The following is a 15,814-nucleotide window of genomic DNA, read 5'->3' as shown; positions in this document are numbered from 1 at the left end:
AGTCGACACGGCGCTGGCCCAATTCCCCGAGTCGGTCTTCAACAGCATCGCCGACGCGTTGACGAACCTCGGTACGGGTAGCGACGTCGTCGCGTCGCTGTTCTGAGCAGGAAGGGGCAGCATGCAGCTCAGGCACATCGCCGCAGTTGTCGCCCTGGTCGGCGCCGGCGTTATTGCCGTCACCCCGCCGCACGCACCCGTCGTACACGTAGCCGATATCCAGCTGACCGCCGGCGACGCCGAGGACATCGTCATCGACATCGTGCGGCATGGACAACGGATGCCGCCGTTCAACGAAGTCGTCACCCCGTCGCCGGATTACCCCGGACCACCGCTCAGTGATCTCGGCCAGCAACAGGCGCTTGACGTCGCGAACCAACTCCACAATGAGCTCGGTGACCAGGTCGCGGGGATCTTCTCCGGGCAGGCCATCAGGGATATGGATACCGCCGCGCCGTTCGCCGGCCTGGAGAACATGGCGAACGAGGTGCAGATATTGCCGGGGCTCAACGAGATCGACAGCGGCCTTTACGCGGGCGATCCACTCAGCAGCCCGGGCGGTTTCCTCTACGAGGTGACGCCGCTGTTATGGACGCTGTTCGGGTTGGTTTCGGTGCCGATCCCGGGATCCGTTGAGGACCCCAACGGGGTGGTGATGAACGAAAATTTCACCGACGCCGTCAACGCGATGTACAACGCCGCCATGGCCAATCCGGTCGTTAGCGACAACGGCCAGATCACCGACGTGGCGTTCAACAATGAAGCGGATGTCGCCGCCTGGGTAACGCTCAACGTGAAAAATCCCGATATCGCGTACCTGTTACCGCTGACCATTCAGACAATATTGGGCGAAAACGATGGATATCCTCTGCTGCCCAACACCGGAATCATTCAGATCGAGGGCAGTCCCACCGACGGGTGGACGCTGGTCAGCTGGAACGGAGATCCGATCCCGGCGGATCCGGGGTTGCTGACGAAGCTGTTGATGGATTTACGCGAGCTGATCATTGCGCCGCAAACGGCGGGGTGGAACATCTACGAGGCCCTCCTGGGCGGTGATCCGACGACGATCGAGGATGCACTTGCGACTGGCTTACACGACGTCGGTGGGGCGCTAGTCCAGTTCCCCGAGTCGGTGTTCAACGACATCTTCGATGCTCTGCAGAACCTCGGCACCGAGGCCGGCGGCCAGGCGGCGGGCGGTACGGCCACCGCGCTCAGCGACATCGTCGCGTCGTTGTTCTGACAACCACAACTCCGAGCACCTTATCTCTGTGGCCTAGTTCCGATCACGTCGCGGAACAGTGCTTGCCGAAGGGCGAGTTCTCTGGGATCACTGACTAGATGGAAGCCTGACTTGTTCGTCACGTAGGAGAAACCAGTGCCGGTATCTGGGTCGGCGAATCCGAATGGACCCTATGAGCCATGACTTTGCTCCCCGCTGCTCAGCGTGCATAAACCGCTGTTGGGCTACTCGCAGGTGATGCTAATCGCGTTGCCATCGGGCGGCACCCAGTATTGGCGGCGCATGACGGCGAGCGAGGCCGCGGCCGGCTTGACGGCGACGCTCCGAACCGATCCGGCATGGGCTGCGTGCCATCAACATCGCGCCAAGCCGAGACGAGGCCTGCGCCGAATACTTCAGGAGGAGGAAAAACAAGTGACCCATCCCCCCGTTGACGATCTGCCCGAAAAGGCCACCTCAACGCTGCTCGACGTCTGTGAGCAGCTGTCGCTGTCGCGGCACGCAGGTCTGGCGCAGTGGGCTGCGTCGGTGTCCGACGCCCTGCTAGTCCGGCTGGCGTCAGTGAAAAGCGGCGAACGAGTCGACATCGTCGACTTCAAACGGTGCGGCCCGCTGGCACGGCTCGACCATGCCGAACTCAAAGGACTGCGTTCGGTCGTGCTCGCTCTTGGTGAAGCCAGCGACGACGAGTCAGTCGTCGAGTGGTGCGCCCGCATGGGGCGGCTAATAGTCGCCGACTTCTACCGCCGCGCATACGAGCAGGCGGCGACCGACGCCAAGGCTGCCGTTATGGAAGCTGAGGAATGGCGGCTCGGGTGCGAGGCGCGGCAAGCGCCCGACTGAGGTCGATACTCGACAACTACACCCTGTAGTCGGACCACTCGCAGCGGCTGGGACACTGGTGGACGTGCATACAGAGGTCTCGGCGAAGCTGTTCGCCGACGCCTGCGCGGTCATCCCCGGCGGGGTGAACTCACCGGTGCGGGCGTTCAAGGCGGTCGGCGGCACCCCGCGCTTCATCACCGAAGCCCACGGCTGCTGGCTCACCGACGCCGACGGCAACCGCTACGTCGACCTGGTCTGCTCGTGGGGGCCGATGATCCTGGGCCACGCACACCCGTCGGTGGTGGACGCCGTCGCCAAGGCCGCTGCCACCGGGTTGTCGTTTGGGGCGCCGACACCCGCCGAGACGGAGCTCGCCGCCGAGATCATTGACCGCATGCCACCCGTGCAGCGGATTCGGCTGGTCAACTCCGGCACCGAGGCCACGATGAGCGCGGTGCGACTGGCCCGCGGGTTCACCGGCCGCGCCAAGATCGTCAAGTTCTCCGGCTGCTATCACGGCCACGTCGACGCGTTGCTCGCCGACGCGGGCTCCGGGGTCGCGACGCTGGGCCTGCCCTCGTCGCCCGGCGTGACCGGCGCCACCGCCGCCGACACGATTGTGTTGCCGTACAACGACATTGCTGCTGTTCGGCAGAGCTTCGCCGAGTTTGGTGATCAGATCGCCGCGGTGATCACCGAGGCCAGCCCGGGCAACATGGGCGTCGTTCCGCCCGCGCCCGGCTACAACGCCGCACTGCGCGAGATCACCGCCGCGCACGGTGCCTTGCTGATCATCGACGAGGTGATGACGGGATTCCGGGTCAGCCGAAGCGGTTGGTACGGAATCGATCCGGTCGACGCCGACCTGTTCACCTTCGGCAAGGTGATGAGCGGCGGGCTGCCCGCTGCCGCGTTCGGCGGGCGCGCCGAGGTGATGGAACGGCTGGCGCCGCTGGGGCCGGTGTATCAAGCCGGCACGTTGTCCGGCAACCCGGTGGCCATGGCCGCCGGGCTGGCCACGCTGCGCAACGCCGACGACGCCGTCTACCGGGCGCTGGATACCAACGCCGACCGGCTGGCGGGCTTGCTGTCTGACGCGTTGACGAATGCCGGTGTGCCGCACCAGATTCCGCGAGGCGGCAACATGCTCAGCGTGTTCTTCGGCGAGGCACCGGTCACCGATTTCGCATCGGCTCGGGCCAGCGAAACCTGGCGCTTCCCCGCCTTCTTTCACGCCCTGCTGGACGGCGGTGTCTACCCGCCGTGCAGCGCCTTCGAGGCGTGGTTTGTCTCGGCGGCACTCGACGATGCTGCCTTCACCCGAATCGCCGACGTGTTGCCCGCGGCCGCCGCTGCAGCCAAGGAGAGCAAACCCTGATGGCCGAACAGACCCGGATCCACCTGATACGCCACGGCGAGGTCTACAACCCCGACGGCGTGCTATACGGGCGGCTGCCCGGATTCCGCCTGTCCGACAAGGGGATTCAACAAGCCGAGGCGGTGGCTGGCGCGCTGGCCGACCGCGACATCGTCGCGGTCATCGCCTCCCCGCTGCAGCGAGCGCAAGAGACGGCCGTGCCGATCGCCGCCCGCCACGACCTGACCGTGGACACCGATCCCGACTTGATCGAGTCGTCAAACTTCTTCGAGGGCAAGCGGTTAGGTCCTGGCGACGGGGCCTGGCGAGACCCGCGGTTCTGGTGGCAGCTTCGCAACCCGTTCACCCCGTCCTGGGGTGAGCCGTACAAGCAGATCGCGGCGCGGATGACGACCGCGGTGGACAAGGCCCGCGCGCTGGCCGCCGGCCACGAGGCGGTGTGCGTCAGCCACCAGCTGCCGGTGTGGACCGTGCGATCGGCGCTGACCGGCAAACGGCTCTGGCACGACCCGCGGCGCCGCCAGTGCGCGGTGGGGTCGATCACGTCGTTGGTGTTCGACGGCGACCGGGTGGTCGACGTGCACTACAGCGAGCCTGCGGGCGGATGAGCATGCTGCGGCTGGCGCTCGTCGTCGCGGCGGTGGCCGGCCTGCTGGTCGGCTGCTCCAGCGGCGACGACGCGGTCGCTCAGGGCGGCACCTTCGAATTCGTCTCTCCCGGAGGCAAAACCGACATCTACTACGACCCGCCCGATCACCCCGGACGACCCGGAAGGGTCGCCGGCCCCGAGCTGATGGACCCGTCGCGCACGGTGTCGGTCGACGAGTTTGCCGGCCGGGTTGTCGTGATCAACGTGTGGGGTCAGTGGTGTGGGCCGTGCCGGGCCGAGGTCACCCAGCTGCAGCAGGTGTACAACGCCACCAAGGCCGACGGCGTCACGCTGCTGGGCATCGACGTGCGCGACAACAACCGTCAGGCGGCCCAGGACTTCGTCAAAGACCGCAATGTGACGTTCCCGTCGATCTACGACCCGGCGATGCGCACCATGATCGCGTTCGGCGGCAAGTACCCCACCACCGTCATCCCGTCCACCCTGGTTCTCGACCGCCAGCACCGCGTCGCCGCGGTCTTCCTGCGTGAACTGCTCGCCGCGGATCTGCAGCCGGTGGTGCAACGGATCGCCGCCGAACCGGCCGGGCAGCGATGACCGGCTTCACCGAAATCGCCGCTGCCGGACCGATATTGCTGGCGCTGGGTGTGTGCCTACTCGCCGGGTTGGTGTCGTTCGCCTCGCCGTGTGTGGTGCCGCTGGTGCCGGGTTACCTGTCGTATTTGGCCGCCGTGGTCGGGGTCGACGAGACGGCAAAACCCCCGCCCGTCGCGCGGTGGCGGGTGGCCGGGTCGGCGGCGTTGTTCGTCGCCGGTTTCACCGTGGTATTCCTGCTCGGCACGGTCGCGGTGCTGGGCATGACCACCACGTTGATCACCGATCAGCTTGTGCTGCAACGGGTTGGCGGGGTGCTGACCATCCTGATGGGCCTGGTGTTCGTGGGCTACGTACCGGCGCTGCAACGGCAGATCCGGTTCGCGCCGCGGCAGTTGTCGACGGTGGCCGGGGCGCCGCTGCTGGGCGCGGTGTTTGCGCTGGGCTGGACGCCTTGTCTGGGGCCGACGCTGACCGGGGTGATCACCGTCGCGTCGGCCACCGACGGTGCGAGCGTGGCACGCGGGATCGTGTTGACCATCGCGTACTGCCTCGGCTTGGGTATTCCGTTCGTGCTGTTGGCCTTTGGGTCGGCGGCGGCGGTCGGCGGGCTGGACTGGCTGCGCCGGCACACCCGGGCGCTGCAGATCTTCGGCGGTGTGCTGCTGATCGCCGTCGGTGTCGCGTTGGTCAGCGGCGCATGGAACGACTTCATCTCATGGCTGCGCGACGCGTTCGTTTCCGACGTGAGGTTGCCGATTTGAGCCGGCTGCTGGCCTTTACCCGCAACACGTGGCGCGCGTTGACCTCGATGGGCACCGCGCTGGTGCTGCTGTTCCTACTGGCCCTGGGTGCGGTGCCCGGCGCGCTGCTGCCGCAACGCAGTCTCAACGCCGGCAAGGTCGCCGACTACTTGGCGACCCACCCGCTGATCGGGCCGTGGCTGGATCGGCTGCAGGCGTTCAACGTGTTCGGCAGCTTCTGGTTCACCGCCATCTACACGCTGCTATTCGTGTCGCTAGTGGGCTGCCTGACCCCGCGGACCATCGAGCATGCCCGCAGCCTGCGAGCAAAGCCCGTGCCGGCGCCGCGCAACCTGGCCCGGCTGCCCAAACACGCCACCGCCACCATCGCCGGCCAATCCGACGAGCTGGCAGCGACCATGGCCGACCGGCTGCGGGGCTGGCGCAAGGTCACCCGCAGGGCCGACGGGGCTATCGAAATCTCCGCCGAGAAGGGCTACCTTCGCGAATTCGGCAACTTGGTTTTTCATTTCTCGTTGGTGGGCCTGCTGGTGGCGGTGGCCGTCGGCAAGCTGTTCGGTTACGAGGGCAACGTCGTCGTGATCGCCGACAGCGGCCCCGGTTTCTGCTCGGCGTCGCCGGCTGCATTCGACTCGTTTCGCGCCGGCAACACCGTCGACGGCACATCGCTGCATCCAATCTGCTTGCGTGTCAACGACTTTGCCGCGCATTACCTGGCGAACGGGCAGGCCACCTCATTTGCCGCCGACATCGACTACCAGTCCGGCCGCGACCTCGCGAACAACAGTTGGCGCCGCTACCGGCTGGAGGTCAACCACCCGCTGCGTGTCGGTGGCGACCGGGTCTACCTGCAGGGCCACGGCTATGCGCCGACGTTCACGGTGACCTTCCCCGACGGGCAGACCCGCACCTCGACGATGCAATGGCGACCCGACAACCCCCGCACGCTGCTGTCCTCGGGTGTGGCGCGGATCGACCCGCCGGCCGGCGCCTATCCCGACGCCGCCGACCGTCGCAAACACCAGATCGCCCTCCAGGGTCTGCTCGCGCCGACCGAACAGCTCGAGGGCACCCTGCTGTCGTCGAGCTTTCCCGCGCTCAACGCCCCAGCCGTCGCCGTCGACATCTACTCCGGTGACACCGGGCTGGACACCGGCCGGCCGCAATCGCTCTACACCCTGGACCCTCGTCTGGTCGACCAGCACCGCCTCACCAGGGCCAAGCGGGTCAACCTGCGGATGGGCGAACAGGTGCGGCTCGATCAGGGTCCGGCGGCGGGCACCGTCGTTCGTTTCGACGGCGCCGTCCCGTTCGTCAACCTGCAGGTCTCGCACGACCCCGGGCAGATCTGGGTGCTGGTATTCGCGATCACGATGATGGCCGGGCTGGTGGTGTCGCTGCTGGTGCGCCGACGGCGGGTATGGGTCCGGCTCACCTCGGGCCCGGCCGGTACGGTGAACGTCGAGCTAGGCGGCCTGGCGCGGACGGATAACTCCGGCTGGGGCGACGAATTTGAGCGGCTCGTCGGCCGGTTGCAGGACGGGCTACCAGCGTCGCAGGCCGAGCCGGTCGCGACCGGAAGGAGCACCCAGTGAACACCTCGCACGTCAACCTGGACCTGGCGCGCAATTCGGATTGGGCGTTCACTTCCGCGGTGGTGGTGCTGGTGGTGGCCTTGTTGCTGCTGGCCGTCGAACTCGCCTATGCCCGCAGCCGGCGTGCCGAACGTGAATTGGTGAGCGCCGGATCGGTGGTGGCCGACAGCGCGACCCCGGGCGTGGTGTTGGACACCCCCCGACGGCCGTTCGACGAGCGCATCGGCCGGGCCGGGCTGATCCTGGTCTACGCCGGGATCGCCCTGCTGTTGGCCTGCATCGTGCTGCGCGGTCTGGCCACCGTGCGGGTGCCGTGGGGCAATATGTACGAGTTCATCAACCTGACCTGCTTTTGCGGCCTGGTCGCCGGCGCGATCGTGTTGCGCCGACCGCAGTACCGTCCGCTGTGGGTTTTCCTGTTGCTGCCGGTGCTGATTTTGCTGACGGTGTCGGGCCGCTGGCTCTACACCAACGCCGCTCCGGTGATGCCCGCGCTGCAGTCCTACTGGCTGCCCATCCACGTATCGGTGGTCAGCCTGGGCTCGGGGGTGTTCCTGGTAGCGGGCGTGGCCAGCATCCTATTTCTGCTGCAGACCTCTCGGCTGGGCGAACCAGAGACGCCCGGCGCGTTTGCTCGGATGGTGCGGCGGTTGCCCGACGCGCAGACGCTGGATCGCATCGCCTACCGGACCACGATCTTCGCGTTCCCGGTGTTCGGCTTCGGTGTGATCTTCGGCGCGATCTGGGCCGAGCAGGCCTGGGGCCGGTATTGGGGCTGGGATCCCAAGGAAACGGTGGCGTTCATAGCTTGGGTGGTCTACGCCGCCTACCTGCATGCCCGGTCGACGGCCGGCTGGCGAGACCGGAAAGCGGCCTGGATCAACGTAGTCGGTTTTGTGGCCATGGTGTTCAACCTGTTCTTCGTCAACCTGGTGACGGTTGGTTTGCACTCCTATGCTGGGGTGGGATAGGCCGACATCGGGGGATTCGCCCTAACAGGACCGATCGTCAACAAGCGACCCGAGTGTTGCAACAAGGGGAAAGAGCACGTGGCTGACCATCCCACGCAGAACGCGAACCCGGGGGTATCGCGTAATCGCGAAGACAATCCGACCACCGAGATGCCGCCGCAGCCGCCACCAGCGCCGGCACACGAGCCGCCCACCACGGCGTTTGCCGGGTTCCGCACCGAACGGCGCTTCAGCGAGGCTGCGACGCGGGGTGTGCCGCCTCCGGAGACCCGCGAAGAGCCGCGGGCCTGGGCGGCCACGCCGTACCAGGGACTTCCGCGGGTCGTCGATTCGCCTCGGCGGGTCTACGGCAACTACGGGGGCCGCCCACCCGCCGCGTCGACGGACGCTGGGTACCGGCAGCAGCATGTGCCGTCGTCGCCGTATCCGGAACTGTCCACCAGCACGCTGCTGCGCCAAGTCAAGCCGGCGCCGTCGGAGGGCTGGCGTCGGTGGCTGTACGTCCTGTCCGGACAACTGATCAACGTCGGCGAAAGCCCACGGACTTTGAGGTACAACGACCTGACCGTGCAGGTCAATGCGCCGCTGCGGGGTTGCTATCGGATCGCGATGCTGTCGCTGAAGGGGGGCGTCGGTAAAACCACCATCACCGCCACGTTGGGGGCGACTTTCGCATCGATTCGCGGAGACCGGGTGGTGGCCGTGGACGCCAACCCCGATCGCGGCACGCTGAGCCAAAAGGTGCCGTTGGAGACGCCGGCCACCGTGCGCCACCTGTTGCGCGACGCCGAGGGCATCCAGCGCTACAGCGATGTTCGCAGCTACACCTCGCAGGGCCCGAGCCGGCTGGAGGTGCTCGCCTCGGAAAGCGATCCGGCCATGTCCGAGGCGTTCAGCGCGGACGACTACTCGCAGACGCTGGAAATCCTGGAGCGGTTCTACGGCCTGGTGCTCACCGACTGCGGAACCGGACTCTTGCATTCGGCGATGACGTCGGTGCTGGAGAAGACCGACGCCCTGATCGTGGTGAGCTCGGGATCGATCGATGGAGCACGCAGCGCCTCAGCGACGCTCGACTGGCTCGACGCGCACGGCCACGAGGATCTGGTCCGCAATTCAATCGCGGTCATCAACGCAGTGCGGCCGCGGTCAGGCAAGGTCGATATGCAGAAGGTGGTTGATCACTTCTCGCGGCGGTGCCGCGCGGTGCGCTTGGTGCCGTTCGATCCGCATCTCGAGGAGGGCGCGGAGATCAGCCTGGACCGGCTGAAGCGGGAAACGCGCGAAGCGCTCATCGAATTGGCAGCCGTTGTCGCCGACGGTTTTCCGAACGATCAGCGCCGATCCAACGAGCACTTCATCTAACGCGGGTTGTTATCGCCGTGGCCTAGCCGCCACAAGAACTCCGGATCGTCGTCGGGCCCGATGACGCGCGTCTTCGGACGGTTGACCTGTGAACGGGCCGTACGCCAACCGACGTAGATCAGCGTCCCCAGAACGAGGACGAGGAGCAGGTACAGCACGAAACACCTCCTTGGTGTGAATATACGCGGCGTCTTAGGCTCGCATTGTGTCAAAGGCCGAGAGCTCCGTTGGCCGCGCGGCCGTCAGCGTCCTGCTGTACGTCGTCGCTCGGCTGGCGCTTGTGGTGGTAGTTGCCGTGGTGATCTATGCAGCGGGCCGACTGCTTGGCGTGCACGAGTTCCCGCTAGCCGTCGCCGCGTTGTTCGCGCTCGTCATTGCGATGCCGTTGGGCATCTGGTTGTTCGGCCCGCTGCGACGCCGCGCCAGCGCCGGACTCGACGTGGCCACCGAACGTCGGCGTCGTGATCGCGAACAGCTTCGGGCCAGGTTGCGCGGCGAGGCACCGCCCGACGACACCTCCGACTGAAAGCACTCGAAGCACTGAGCGCACAGCCGATGGCGCCTCAGTGCGCCAGCGTCAACGCGGCCGCGACCGCGATCGACCACACCAGCATCGCCAGGCCGGTGTCGCGCAGCACCGGAATCAGCTCGGCTCCGATGCGACCGGATCGCACCGGGCCGGCCGCCCGCAGCGCCAACGGCGTGGCGACCAGCCCGACCGCACACCACGGCGTGGCGGCTATCAGGGTTAGGGTCAGCACGCCGGCGAGCGCCAGCAGTCCCTGGTAGAGCCTGCGAGTCCCGGTGTCGCCCAGGCGTACCGCCAACGTGAGCTTGCCGGATTGCCCGTCGGTCGGGATATCCCGCAGGTTGTTGGCCACCAACACCGCCGACGACAGCGCTCCCGTCGTCACCGCCAGCACCACGCCCACCCAGTCGACCCGCAACGCCTGGGTGTACTGGGTGCCAAGCACGGCGACCAGCCCGAAGAACACGAATACCGCCAGTTCGCCAAAACCCGCATAGCCGTAGGGTTTTGAGCCGCCGGTGTACAACCAGGCGCCGGCGATGCAGAAGGCGCCGACGAGAATCAGCCACGGCGCGCTGGTGACCGCCAGCGCCAACCCGGCCGCCGCGCCGACGCTCATGCTGGCGACGGCCACTGCCAGCACCGATCGGGGAGTGGCCAGCCGCGAGCCGACCAGGCGCAATGGGCCGGCGCGGACGTCGTCGGTGCCGCGGATGCCGTCGGAGTAGTCGTTGGCGAAATTGACCCCGATGATCAGTGCCAGGGCGACGGTCAGTGCGAGCAGCGCCTTCCACCAGCTGGCGTCGTGCAGCCAGGCGGCGGCGCCGGTGCCCGCGATCACCGGTGCGACGGCGTTGGGAAGTGTCCGCGGTCGCGCGCCCGCGATCCACTGCGCAAAACTGGCCACCCGTCGATCGTTCCATGCCCGTGCACGACAATGGCGACATGCTCGGAGTAATCGGCGGCAGCGGCTTCTACACGTTCTTCGACTCAGATGCACGCAGCGTCAATCTGGACACCCCGTACGGCGAGCCGAGTGCCCCTGTCACGATCGGCACGGTCGGCCAGCACGAGGTCGCGTTCCTGCCCCGCCACGGCGCCAACCACGAGTATCCGGCGCACAAGGTGCCGTATCGGGCCAACATGTGGGCGCTGCGCTCGCTGGGGGTGCGGCAGGTCTTCGCTCCGTGCGCGGTCGGCAGCCTGACGCCGGATCTGGAGCCGGGGGCGATCGTGGTACCCGATCAGTTGGTGGACCGTACCCGTCGCCGCGCCGACACGTACTTCGATTCCGGTGCGGCGCACGTGTCCTTCGCCGATCCCTACTGCCCGACATTGCGGTCCGCGATCACCGGGCTGCCCGGCGTGGTCGACGGCGGAACAATGGTGGTCATCGAGGGTCCCCGGTTTTCCACCCGCGCGGAAAGCCAGTGGTTCGCCGCCGGGGGCTTCACCCTGATCAACATGACCGGTTACCCGGAGGCGGTGCTCGCGCGTGAACTCGAAATATGCTATGCGACAATCGCTTTGGTGACAGACTTGGATGCCGGCATTGACGCCGGCGCCGGGGTCAAGGTCGTCGACGTCATCGGCGAATTCGAGAAGAACATCGAGCCGTTCAAAAAACTTGTCGCCGAGGCGATCGGTCAGGTCGCCGCCGAACGCAGCTGCACCGAGTGTCAGTCGCATACCGGTACCGAGTTGCCGTTCGACCAGCCGTGAGGGTGCTGCTGACCGGCGCTGCCGGTTTCATCGGGTCGCGAGTGGATACGGCGCTGCGGGCCGCAGGCCACGACGTGGTCGCCGTGGATGCCATGCTCCCCGCGGCGCACGGAGGCAATGCAGTGCTGCCACCCGATTGCCGACGCGTCGACATCCGTGACGCCGACGCGCTGGCTCCGCTGCTCGACGGTGTCGACCTGGTGTGCCATCAGGCCGCGGTAGTCGGGGCCGGCGTGAATGCTGCCGACGCGCCGGATTACGGCAGCCACAACGACTTTGGGACTGCCGTGCTGCTGGCGCAGATGTTTCGCGCCGGGGTGGCGCGACTGGTGCTGGCGTCGTCGATGGTGGTCTACGGGCAGGGCCGCTACCGCTGCGCCGAGCACGGGCTGGTCGACCCGCTACCGCGGCGGCCGAGGGACCTGGATGCCGGTGTTTTCGAGCACCGCTGCCCGATCGGTGGCGAGGAATTGGCCTGGCAGCTAGTCGACGAGGACGCGCCGCTGCGGCCGCGCAGCCTGTATGCGGCCAGCAAGACGGCGCAGGAGCATTACGCGCTGGCCTGGTCGGAGTCGACGGGCGGATCGGTGGTGGCGCTGCGCTACCACAACGTCTACGGCCCCGATATGCCACGCGATACGCCGTATTCCGGCGTCGCCGCGATCTTCCGCTCAGCACTCGAAAGATGCGAGTCGCCACAAGTTTTCGAAGACGGTGGCCAGATGCGGGACTTTGTTCACGTTGACGACGTGGCCGCCGCCAACGTGGCTGCGGTGGCGGCTGACCGCGACTCGTTCACCGCCGCGAATGTCTGTTCCGGGCAGCCGATTTCCATCATGGAGGTGGCGACGTTGCTGTGCGAAGCGCGGGATTCCGCCCAGTCGCCGACGGTCACCGGGCAGTATCGGAGCGGCGACGTGCGACACATCGTCGCCGATCCGGCCCGCGCCGCCGACGTGTTTGGTTTCCGGGCGGCCGTCGATCCGCGGAAAGGTTTGCGCGACTTCGCGTTCGCCCCGTTGCGCGGCTAGCGCCCGTCCGACGCCCGAAAGATCTTGGGTCGGTCGGTAGCTGCGCCCTGCGAGCGATGGATTCGCGGCCGCCGGGTTCCCCCCGCCGGTGGGAGAGCCTGAGCGTGCGGGGGAGGTTGCACCATGCGGCGGCGGCGCCGACCCACCACCAGGGCCGCGGCCAGGACACCCAAGGCGATCCCGCACAGCACCACGTCGAACGTGCTGGTGATCTGCTGGGCGAGATTGTTTCCGTAGACCGCGCTATTCATCCCGGGCGGGCGCTTGGGTGCTGCGAACCGCGGAGCCAACACGACACCCACCACGATTCGCGCGACCGCGAGCCCGACCAGCAGCCCACACATCGACGACACCAATCTGACCGACAGGGAAAGGTTGGCCAAGTTGACCCGGAGCCAACCCGCGATAACGGCGGTGAGCAGATCGAATGCGGCCAGCGCCATGCTGTCGTAGCGCGAGTAGGGGTAGTGCAAGTTCACCGCGACGAGAAGGTCGGTAATTCGCATCACCACCGACCCTGCGCACCATACGAAGATGAGCAGCAACCCTTTTCGCGCTGCCTCTCGCCACAGGCCCTCATCGATCGGCCGTGCCCGCCCGGCCTGCAGCAGGGCCAGTGGTGCAAGAATCGCCGCGGCTGCGGCCCACGCCGCGTAGCCCTCGAAGCCAACGCCCGCCGTCGACGTGTTCTGCGCTATCCCGTGGAATCCGTCGATCTCGCGTCCGATGGGAAGGATCCAGACGAGTAGCCCGGCGACAAGTGTCGACGCCCCCAGTGCCACGGTCGCCAGCCGGGACGGCTTGGCGTCCTGAACAATCCAGCTTGACGCGAAGATGAGGGCGACTAGTGCCACCACACCGTAGATCACCGCGGTGACGATGACCGCGACATTCTGTTTGCCGAATCCGGACGTACCGGCCTGACCTGGCAGCGCATATCGGATCCGCCAGTACAGGATGAACACAAAACTCAACACCGCGGCAACGATCGACGCGTAGCCCACGACGCGGGACGCCACTAGCCATCTGGCGAACCTGCCGTCATCTGGGGCTAGTTCGGTGAGCACCGGCTGCGCGCACAGCAGTGCGCCGCCAACCCCGAGCCATGCGCCCGGGCCGAGCCCGCCCGGCACTCTGATGCTGCCGCCGTATCGGACCGTCTGCACCGCGTCGAACACCACGAAGGCGAGCACCAGCAGCAGGTAGGGGGTATTGAGGCTCAGACGAAGCCGGCCGGCCAGGACGGCATTGGCGCGTGCGACATACGTCGCGGCGACCGACACCAGAGAAAGCGCTGTCACGACAAGCAGCACCCCGAGAATTGATGTCCTGCTGTCGGGGATCCCCATCCCGAAGTACAGATTCCATGGGAAAACCAGTGCGAGCAAAAGCAGGACCACGCCCGTGACGTCCCTGGCGATGTTCCATCGTCGCGCCGGGTTGTGGTAGGGCACGGGTAGGGCGTCGTGCGCAGACGCCGGTTGAGCTTGGGTAGGCGCACTTTGAGGCGGTCGGCCAATCGGTCCGGTTGGCGGGTGGTTGGCGGTTTCGCTCACCGGCTTCCCCTGGGATCGTTGCAGTTACTCGTCGGCGCTCGTTCGATACTGTGCCCAGTCAACACCCAGCTGCGCCATCGCGCTGCCGGTTTGCCTAGTTGTCGAGGTTATCGGTCGAATGGCTTATGCTGCGGCCCTTCGAGGTGTAATGCTGCTAAGGCAATACTGCAGGAGAGGCCGTGTCGTGGACGCAGTTCTTGGGGTAGCGGTCACGGGTCCGATCGCACGCTTAGCCCTTGTTGGGTCGACCCCTACCGGGCCCGACGTGATCGATCAGTCGACGGTCGACGTAACGGCGCACCCGATTGAGAAATTGGCCGACACAGTGGTGGGCACCCATCGGCTACTCACCGATGAAAACCACCGGCTCGTCGCCACCGGGGTGTGCTGGTCGGATCAGCAGCTCGCAGATGAGCTGCGCCGACTGTTGATCGACGCCGGTCTCGAGGACGTCGCGGTGGTATCGGAGTCTGAGGCGGCAACGGCGTTGGTGCGCAACACATCTCACAGCGCCGGGGAGCAGGGTACGGCCGTGCTGATGGTCGGCGACCAGACGGCGACATTGTCGATGGTGGGGGCCGACGAAGCACCGCCGACCGTTCTGGCCGCCCAGCCGATCGAAGGCTCGGACGCTACCGCTGCACTCGACACACTGATGAACCGGCTTGGCGCCGAAGGCGGCGCTGCGGGCGACGTCTTTGTGATCGGCACATCGCCCGAGCTCAACACCGTCGCCAATCAGCTGCGCGCGACATCAACCATGCCGGTGCAGGTTCCGGATGCGTTCGCGATCGCGCGTGGCGCGGCGCTGGCCGTGGAGCCGACGGGCATGACCCAGGCAGTCATGCTCGCCAGCGAGACCGGAGCGATTCCGCCTGCCGCGGCGATGACGCAGATGAGCGAGCAGCAGGAGCAGTTCGCCTACTCGATGTCTGACGAGGCTGACCTGCTGCCAATGGACGCGGCGGGCGAGCCCGAAGAGGAGTACACCGACGATGCCGATTCGCGGCTCACCACCCGGTCGTTGCTCATCAGCAACGCCGTTGTCGCTTTCGCCATCATCGGTTTCGCTGTGCTTGCTGTCGCGGTGGCCGTCACCATTCGCCCGACCGCGAGTACCAAACCGGTGCAGGGGCACCCGAATGTTGCGCCGGGAAAGTTCATGCCGCCGTTGCCAACTCAGCAGCAGGCACCGTTACCGCCGGCGCCCGCCGCGAACCCTGCCGCTATCCCTGCCGCAGTGCTACCGCCGGGCAGCGGCGTTCCGGAACTCTCCAGTCCTGGTCCGGCAATCGCACCGGCCCCGGCTGTGCCTCCAGCCCCTGACGTTCCGCCTCCCGCGAATCCGCCCAACGTGGTGCCGATCCCGATCCCGATTCCAATCCCGATACCGTTCCCCAACACGACCGGTACCACGACGGGTGCAACGACGGGAACGACTGGCACGACCGGTTCGACGACGGGAACGACTGGCACGACCGGCTCGACGACGGGAACAACTGGCACGACCGGCTCGACGACTGGCACGACGGGCTCGACGACCGGAACGACCGGTTCCACGACGGGTTCGACGACGGGCTCAACAACTGGTTCCACGACGGGTTCGACGACAGGTTCCACGACTGGTT

16 protein-coding genes and 1 pseudogene are annotated in these 15,814 nt (G+C 66.8%); 13 read left to right on the top strand and 4 right to left on the bottom strand.

The features are described 5' to 3' along the window. Positions 1–121 precede the first annotated feature (121 nt). The gene (locus WB785_RS13700; protein ID WP_424079879.1) at positions 122–1,246 is read left to right on the top strand and encodes a histidine phosphatase family protein; all 1,125 of its coding nucleotides are present in this window, start codon (positions 122–124) and stop codon (positions 1,244–1,246) included. A gap of 20 nt (positions 1,247–1,266) precedes the next feature. On the opposite strand, the pseudogene WB785_RS13695 reads toward WB785_RS13700, so the two are convergent. After that, positions 1,267–1,416 (bottom strand): annotated as a pseudogene (locus WB785_RS13695) (EstA family serine hydrolase); the annotation flags it as partial. A 244-nt stretch (positions 1,417–1,660) separates the two neighbouring features. On the opposite strand from WB785_RS13695, the gene WB785_RS13690 reads away from it, so the two are divergent. From WB785_RS13690 to WB785_RS13655, 8 genes are all read left to right on the top strand, one after another. Further along, positions 1,661–2,089, top strand: coding sequence for a hypothetical protein (locus WB785_RS13690; RefSeq protein ID WP_424079878.1), 429 nt, complete (start codon positions 1,661–1,663; stop codon positions 2,087–2,089). A gap of 64 nt (positions 2,090–2,153) precedes the next feature. Continuing rightward, entirely contained in the window at positions 2,154–3,449 is a 1,296-nt protein-coding gene (hemL, locus tag WB785_RS13685; protein ID WP_424079877.1) for a glutamate-1-semialdehyde 2,1-aminomutase, read from the top strand. Next, positions 3,449–4,057: a histidine phosphatase family protein gene (locus WB785_RS13680; RefSeq protein ID WP_424079876.1), complete on the top strand. Its 609-nt coding sequence runs from the start codon at positions 3,449–3,451 to the stop codon at positions 4,055–4,057. The genes hemL and WB785_RS13680 overlap by 1 nt, the downstream gene beginning before the upstream one ends. Then, complete coding sequence (locus WB785_RS13675; protein ID WP_424079875.1) at positions 4,054–4,656, top strand: TlpA disulfide reductase family protein; 603 nt, start codon at positions 4,054–4,056, stop codon at positions 4,654–4,656. Before WB785_RS13680 ends, WB785_RS13675 begins: the two co-directional genes overlap by 4 nt. After that, positions 4,653–5,417, top strand: coding sequence for a cytochrome c biogenesis CcdA family protein (locus WB785_RS13670; RefSeq protein WP_424079874.1), 765 nt, complete (start codon positions 4,653–4,655; stop codon positions 5,415–5,417). The genes WB785_RS13675 and WB785_RS13670 overlap by 4 nt, the downstream gene beginning before the upstream one ends. A 47-nt stretch (positions 5,418–5,464) precedes the next feature. Next, positions 5,465–7,012, top strand: a complete 1,548-nt coding sequence (gene resB, locus WB785_RS13665; RefSeq protein ID WP_424079883.1) for a cytochrome c biogenesis protein ResB — start codon at positions 5,465–5,467, stop codon at positions 7,010–7,012. Then, a complete protein-coding gene (gene ccsB, locus WB785_RS13660; protein ID WP_424079873.1) occupies positions 7,009–7,983 on the top strand; it encodes a c-type cytochrome biogenesis protein CcsB in 975 nt (324 codons plus the stop codon). Before resB ends, ccsB begins: the two co-directional genes overlap by 4 nt. A gap of 150 nt (positions 7,984–8,133) precedes the next feature. Continuing rightward, positions 8,134–9,348 (top strand): MinD/ParA family ATP-binding protein, encoded by a 1,215-nt coding sequence (locus WB785_RS13655; RefSeq protein WP_424079882.1) that lies wholly within the window; start codon positions 8,134–8,136, stop codon positions 9,346–9,348. Here the strand turns inward: WB785_RS13655 and WB785_RS13650 are convergent. Then, entirely contained in the window at positions 9,345–9,506 is a 162-nt protein-coding gene (locus WB785_RS13650) for a hypothetical protein (protein ID WP_424079872.1), read from the bottom strand. The genes WB785_RS13655 and WB785_RS13650 overlap by 4 nt on opposite strands. A gap of 47 nt (positions 9,507–9,553) precedes the next feature. Between WB785_RS13650 and WB785_RS13645 the strand changes: the two genes are divergently transcribed. Continuing rightward, complete coding sequence (locus tag WB785_RS13645; RefSeq protein WP_424079871.1) at positions 9,554–9,874, top strand: DUF4229 domain-containing protein; 321 nt, start codon at positions 9,554–9,556, stop codon at positions 9,872–9,874. Between the two features lie 37 nt (positions 9,875–9,911). Here WB785_RS13645 and WB785_RS13640 read toward each other — a convergent pair whose 3' ends face one another. Then, a complete protein-coding gene (locus WB785_RS13640; protein WP_424079870.1) occupies positions 9,912–10,784 on the bottom strand; it encodes a 1,4-dihydroxy-2-naphthoate polyprenyltransferase in 873 nt (290 codons plus the stop codon). A gap of 38 nt (positions 10,785–10,822) precedes the next feature. Here WB785_RS13640 and WB785_RS13635 point away from each other — a divergent pair, with 38 nt between their 5' ends. Further along, on the top strand, positions 10,823–11,599 hold the full coding sequence (locus WB785_RS13635; protein ID WP_424079881.1) for an S-methyl-5'-thioadenosine phosphorylase: 777 nt from the start codon (positions 10,823–10,825) through the stop codon (positions 11,597–11,599). Next, the gene (locus WB785_RS13630; protein WP_424079869.1) at positions 11,596–12,630 is read left to right on the top strand and encodes an NAD-dependent epimerase/dehydratase family protein; all 1,035 of its coding nucleotides are present in this window, start codon (positions 11,596–11,598) and stop codon (positions 12,628–12,630) included. Before WB785_RS13635 ends, WB785_RS13630 begins: the two co-directional genes overlap by 4 nt. On the opposite strand, the gene WB785_RS13625 is transcribed toward WB785_RS13630, so the two are convergent. Continuing rightward, positions 12,627–14,084 carry a hypothetical protein gene (locus tag WB785_RS13625; RefSeq protein ID WP_424079880.1) on the bottom strand — a complete coding sequence of 486 codons (1,458 nt, stop codon included), beginning with the start codon at positions 14,082–14,084 and terminating at the stop codon, positions 12,627–12,629. The two genes, WB785_RS13630 and WB785_RS13625, sit on opposite strands and share 4 nt — an antisense overlap. A gap of 367 nt (positions 14,085–14,451) precedes the next feature. On the opposite strand from WB785_RS13625, the gene WB785_RS13620 reads away from it, so the two are divergent. Then, on the top strand, positions 14,452–15,814 hold a 1,363-nt coding region (locus tag WB785_RS13620), incomplete at its 3' end, for a hypothetical protein (protein WP_424079868.1).

The organism is Mycobacterium sp. (assembly GCF_049585075.1).
Taxonomy (GTDB): Bacteria; Actinomycetota; Actinomycetes; order Mycobacteriales; family Mycobacteriaceae; genus Mycobacterium.
This window is presented reverse-complemented; position numbering and strand designations above follow the sequence as displayed.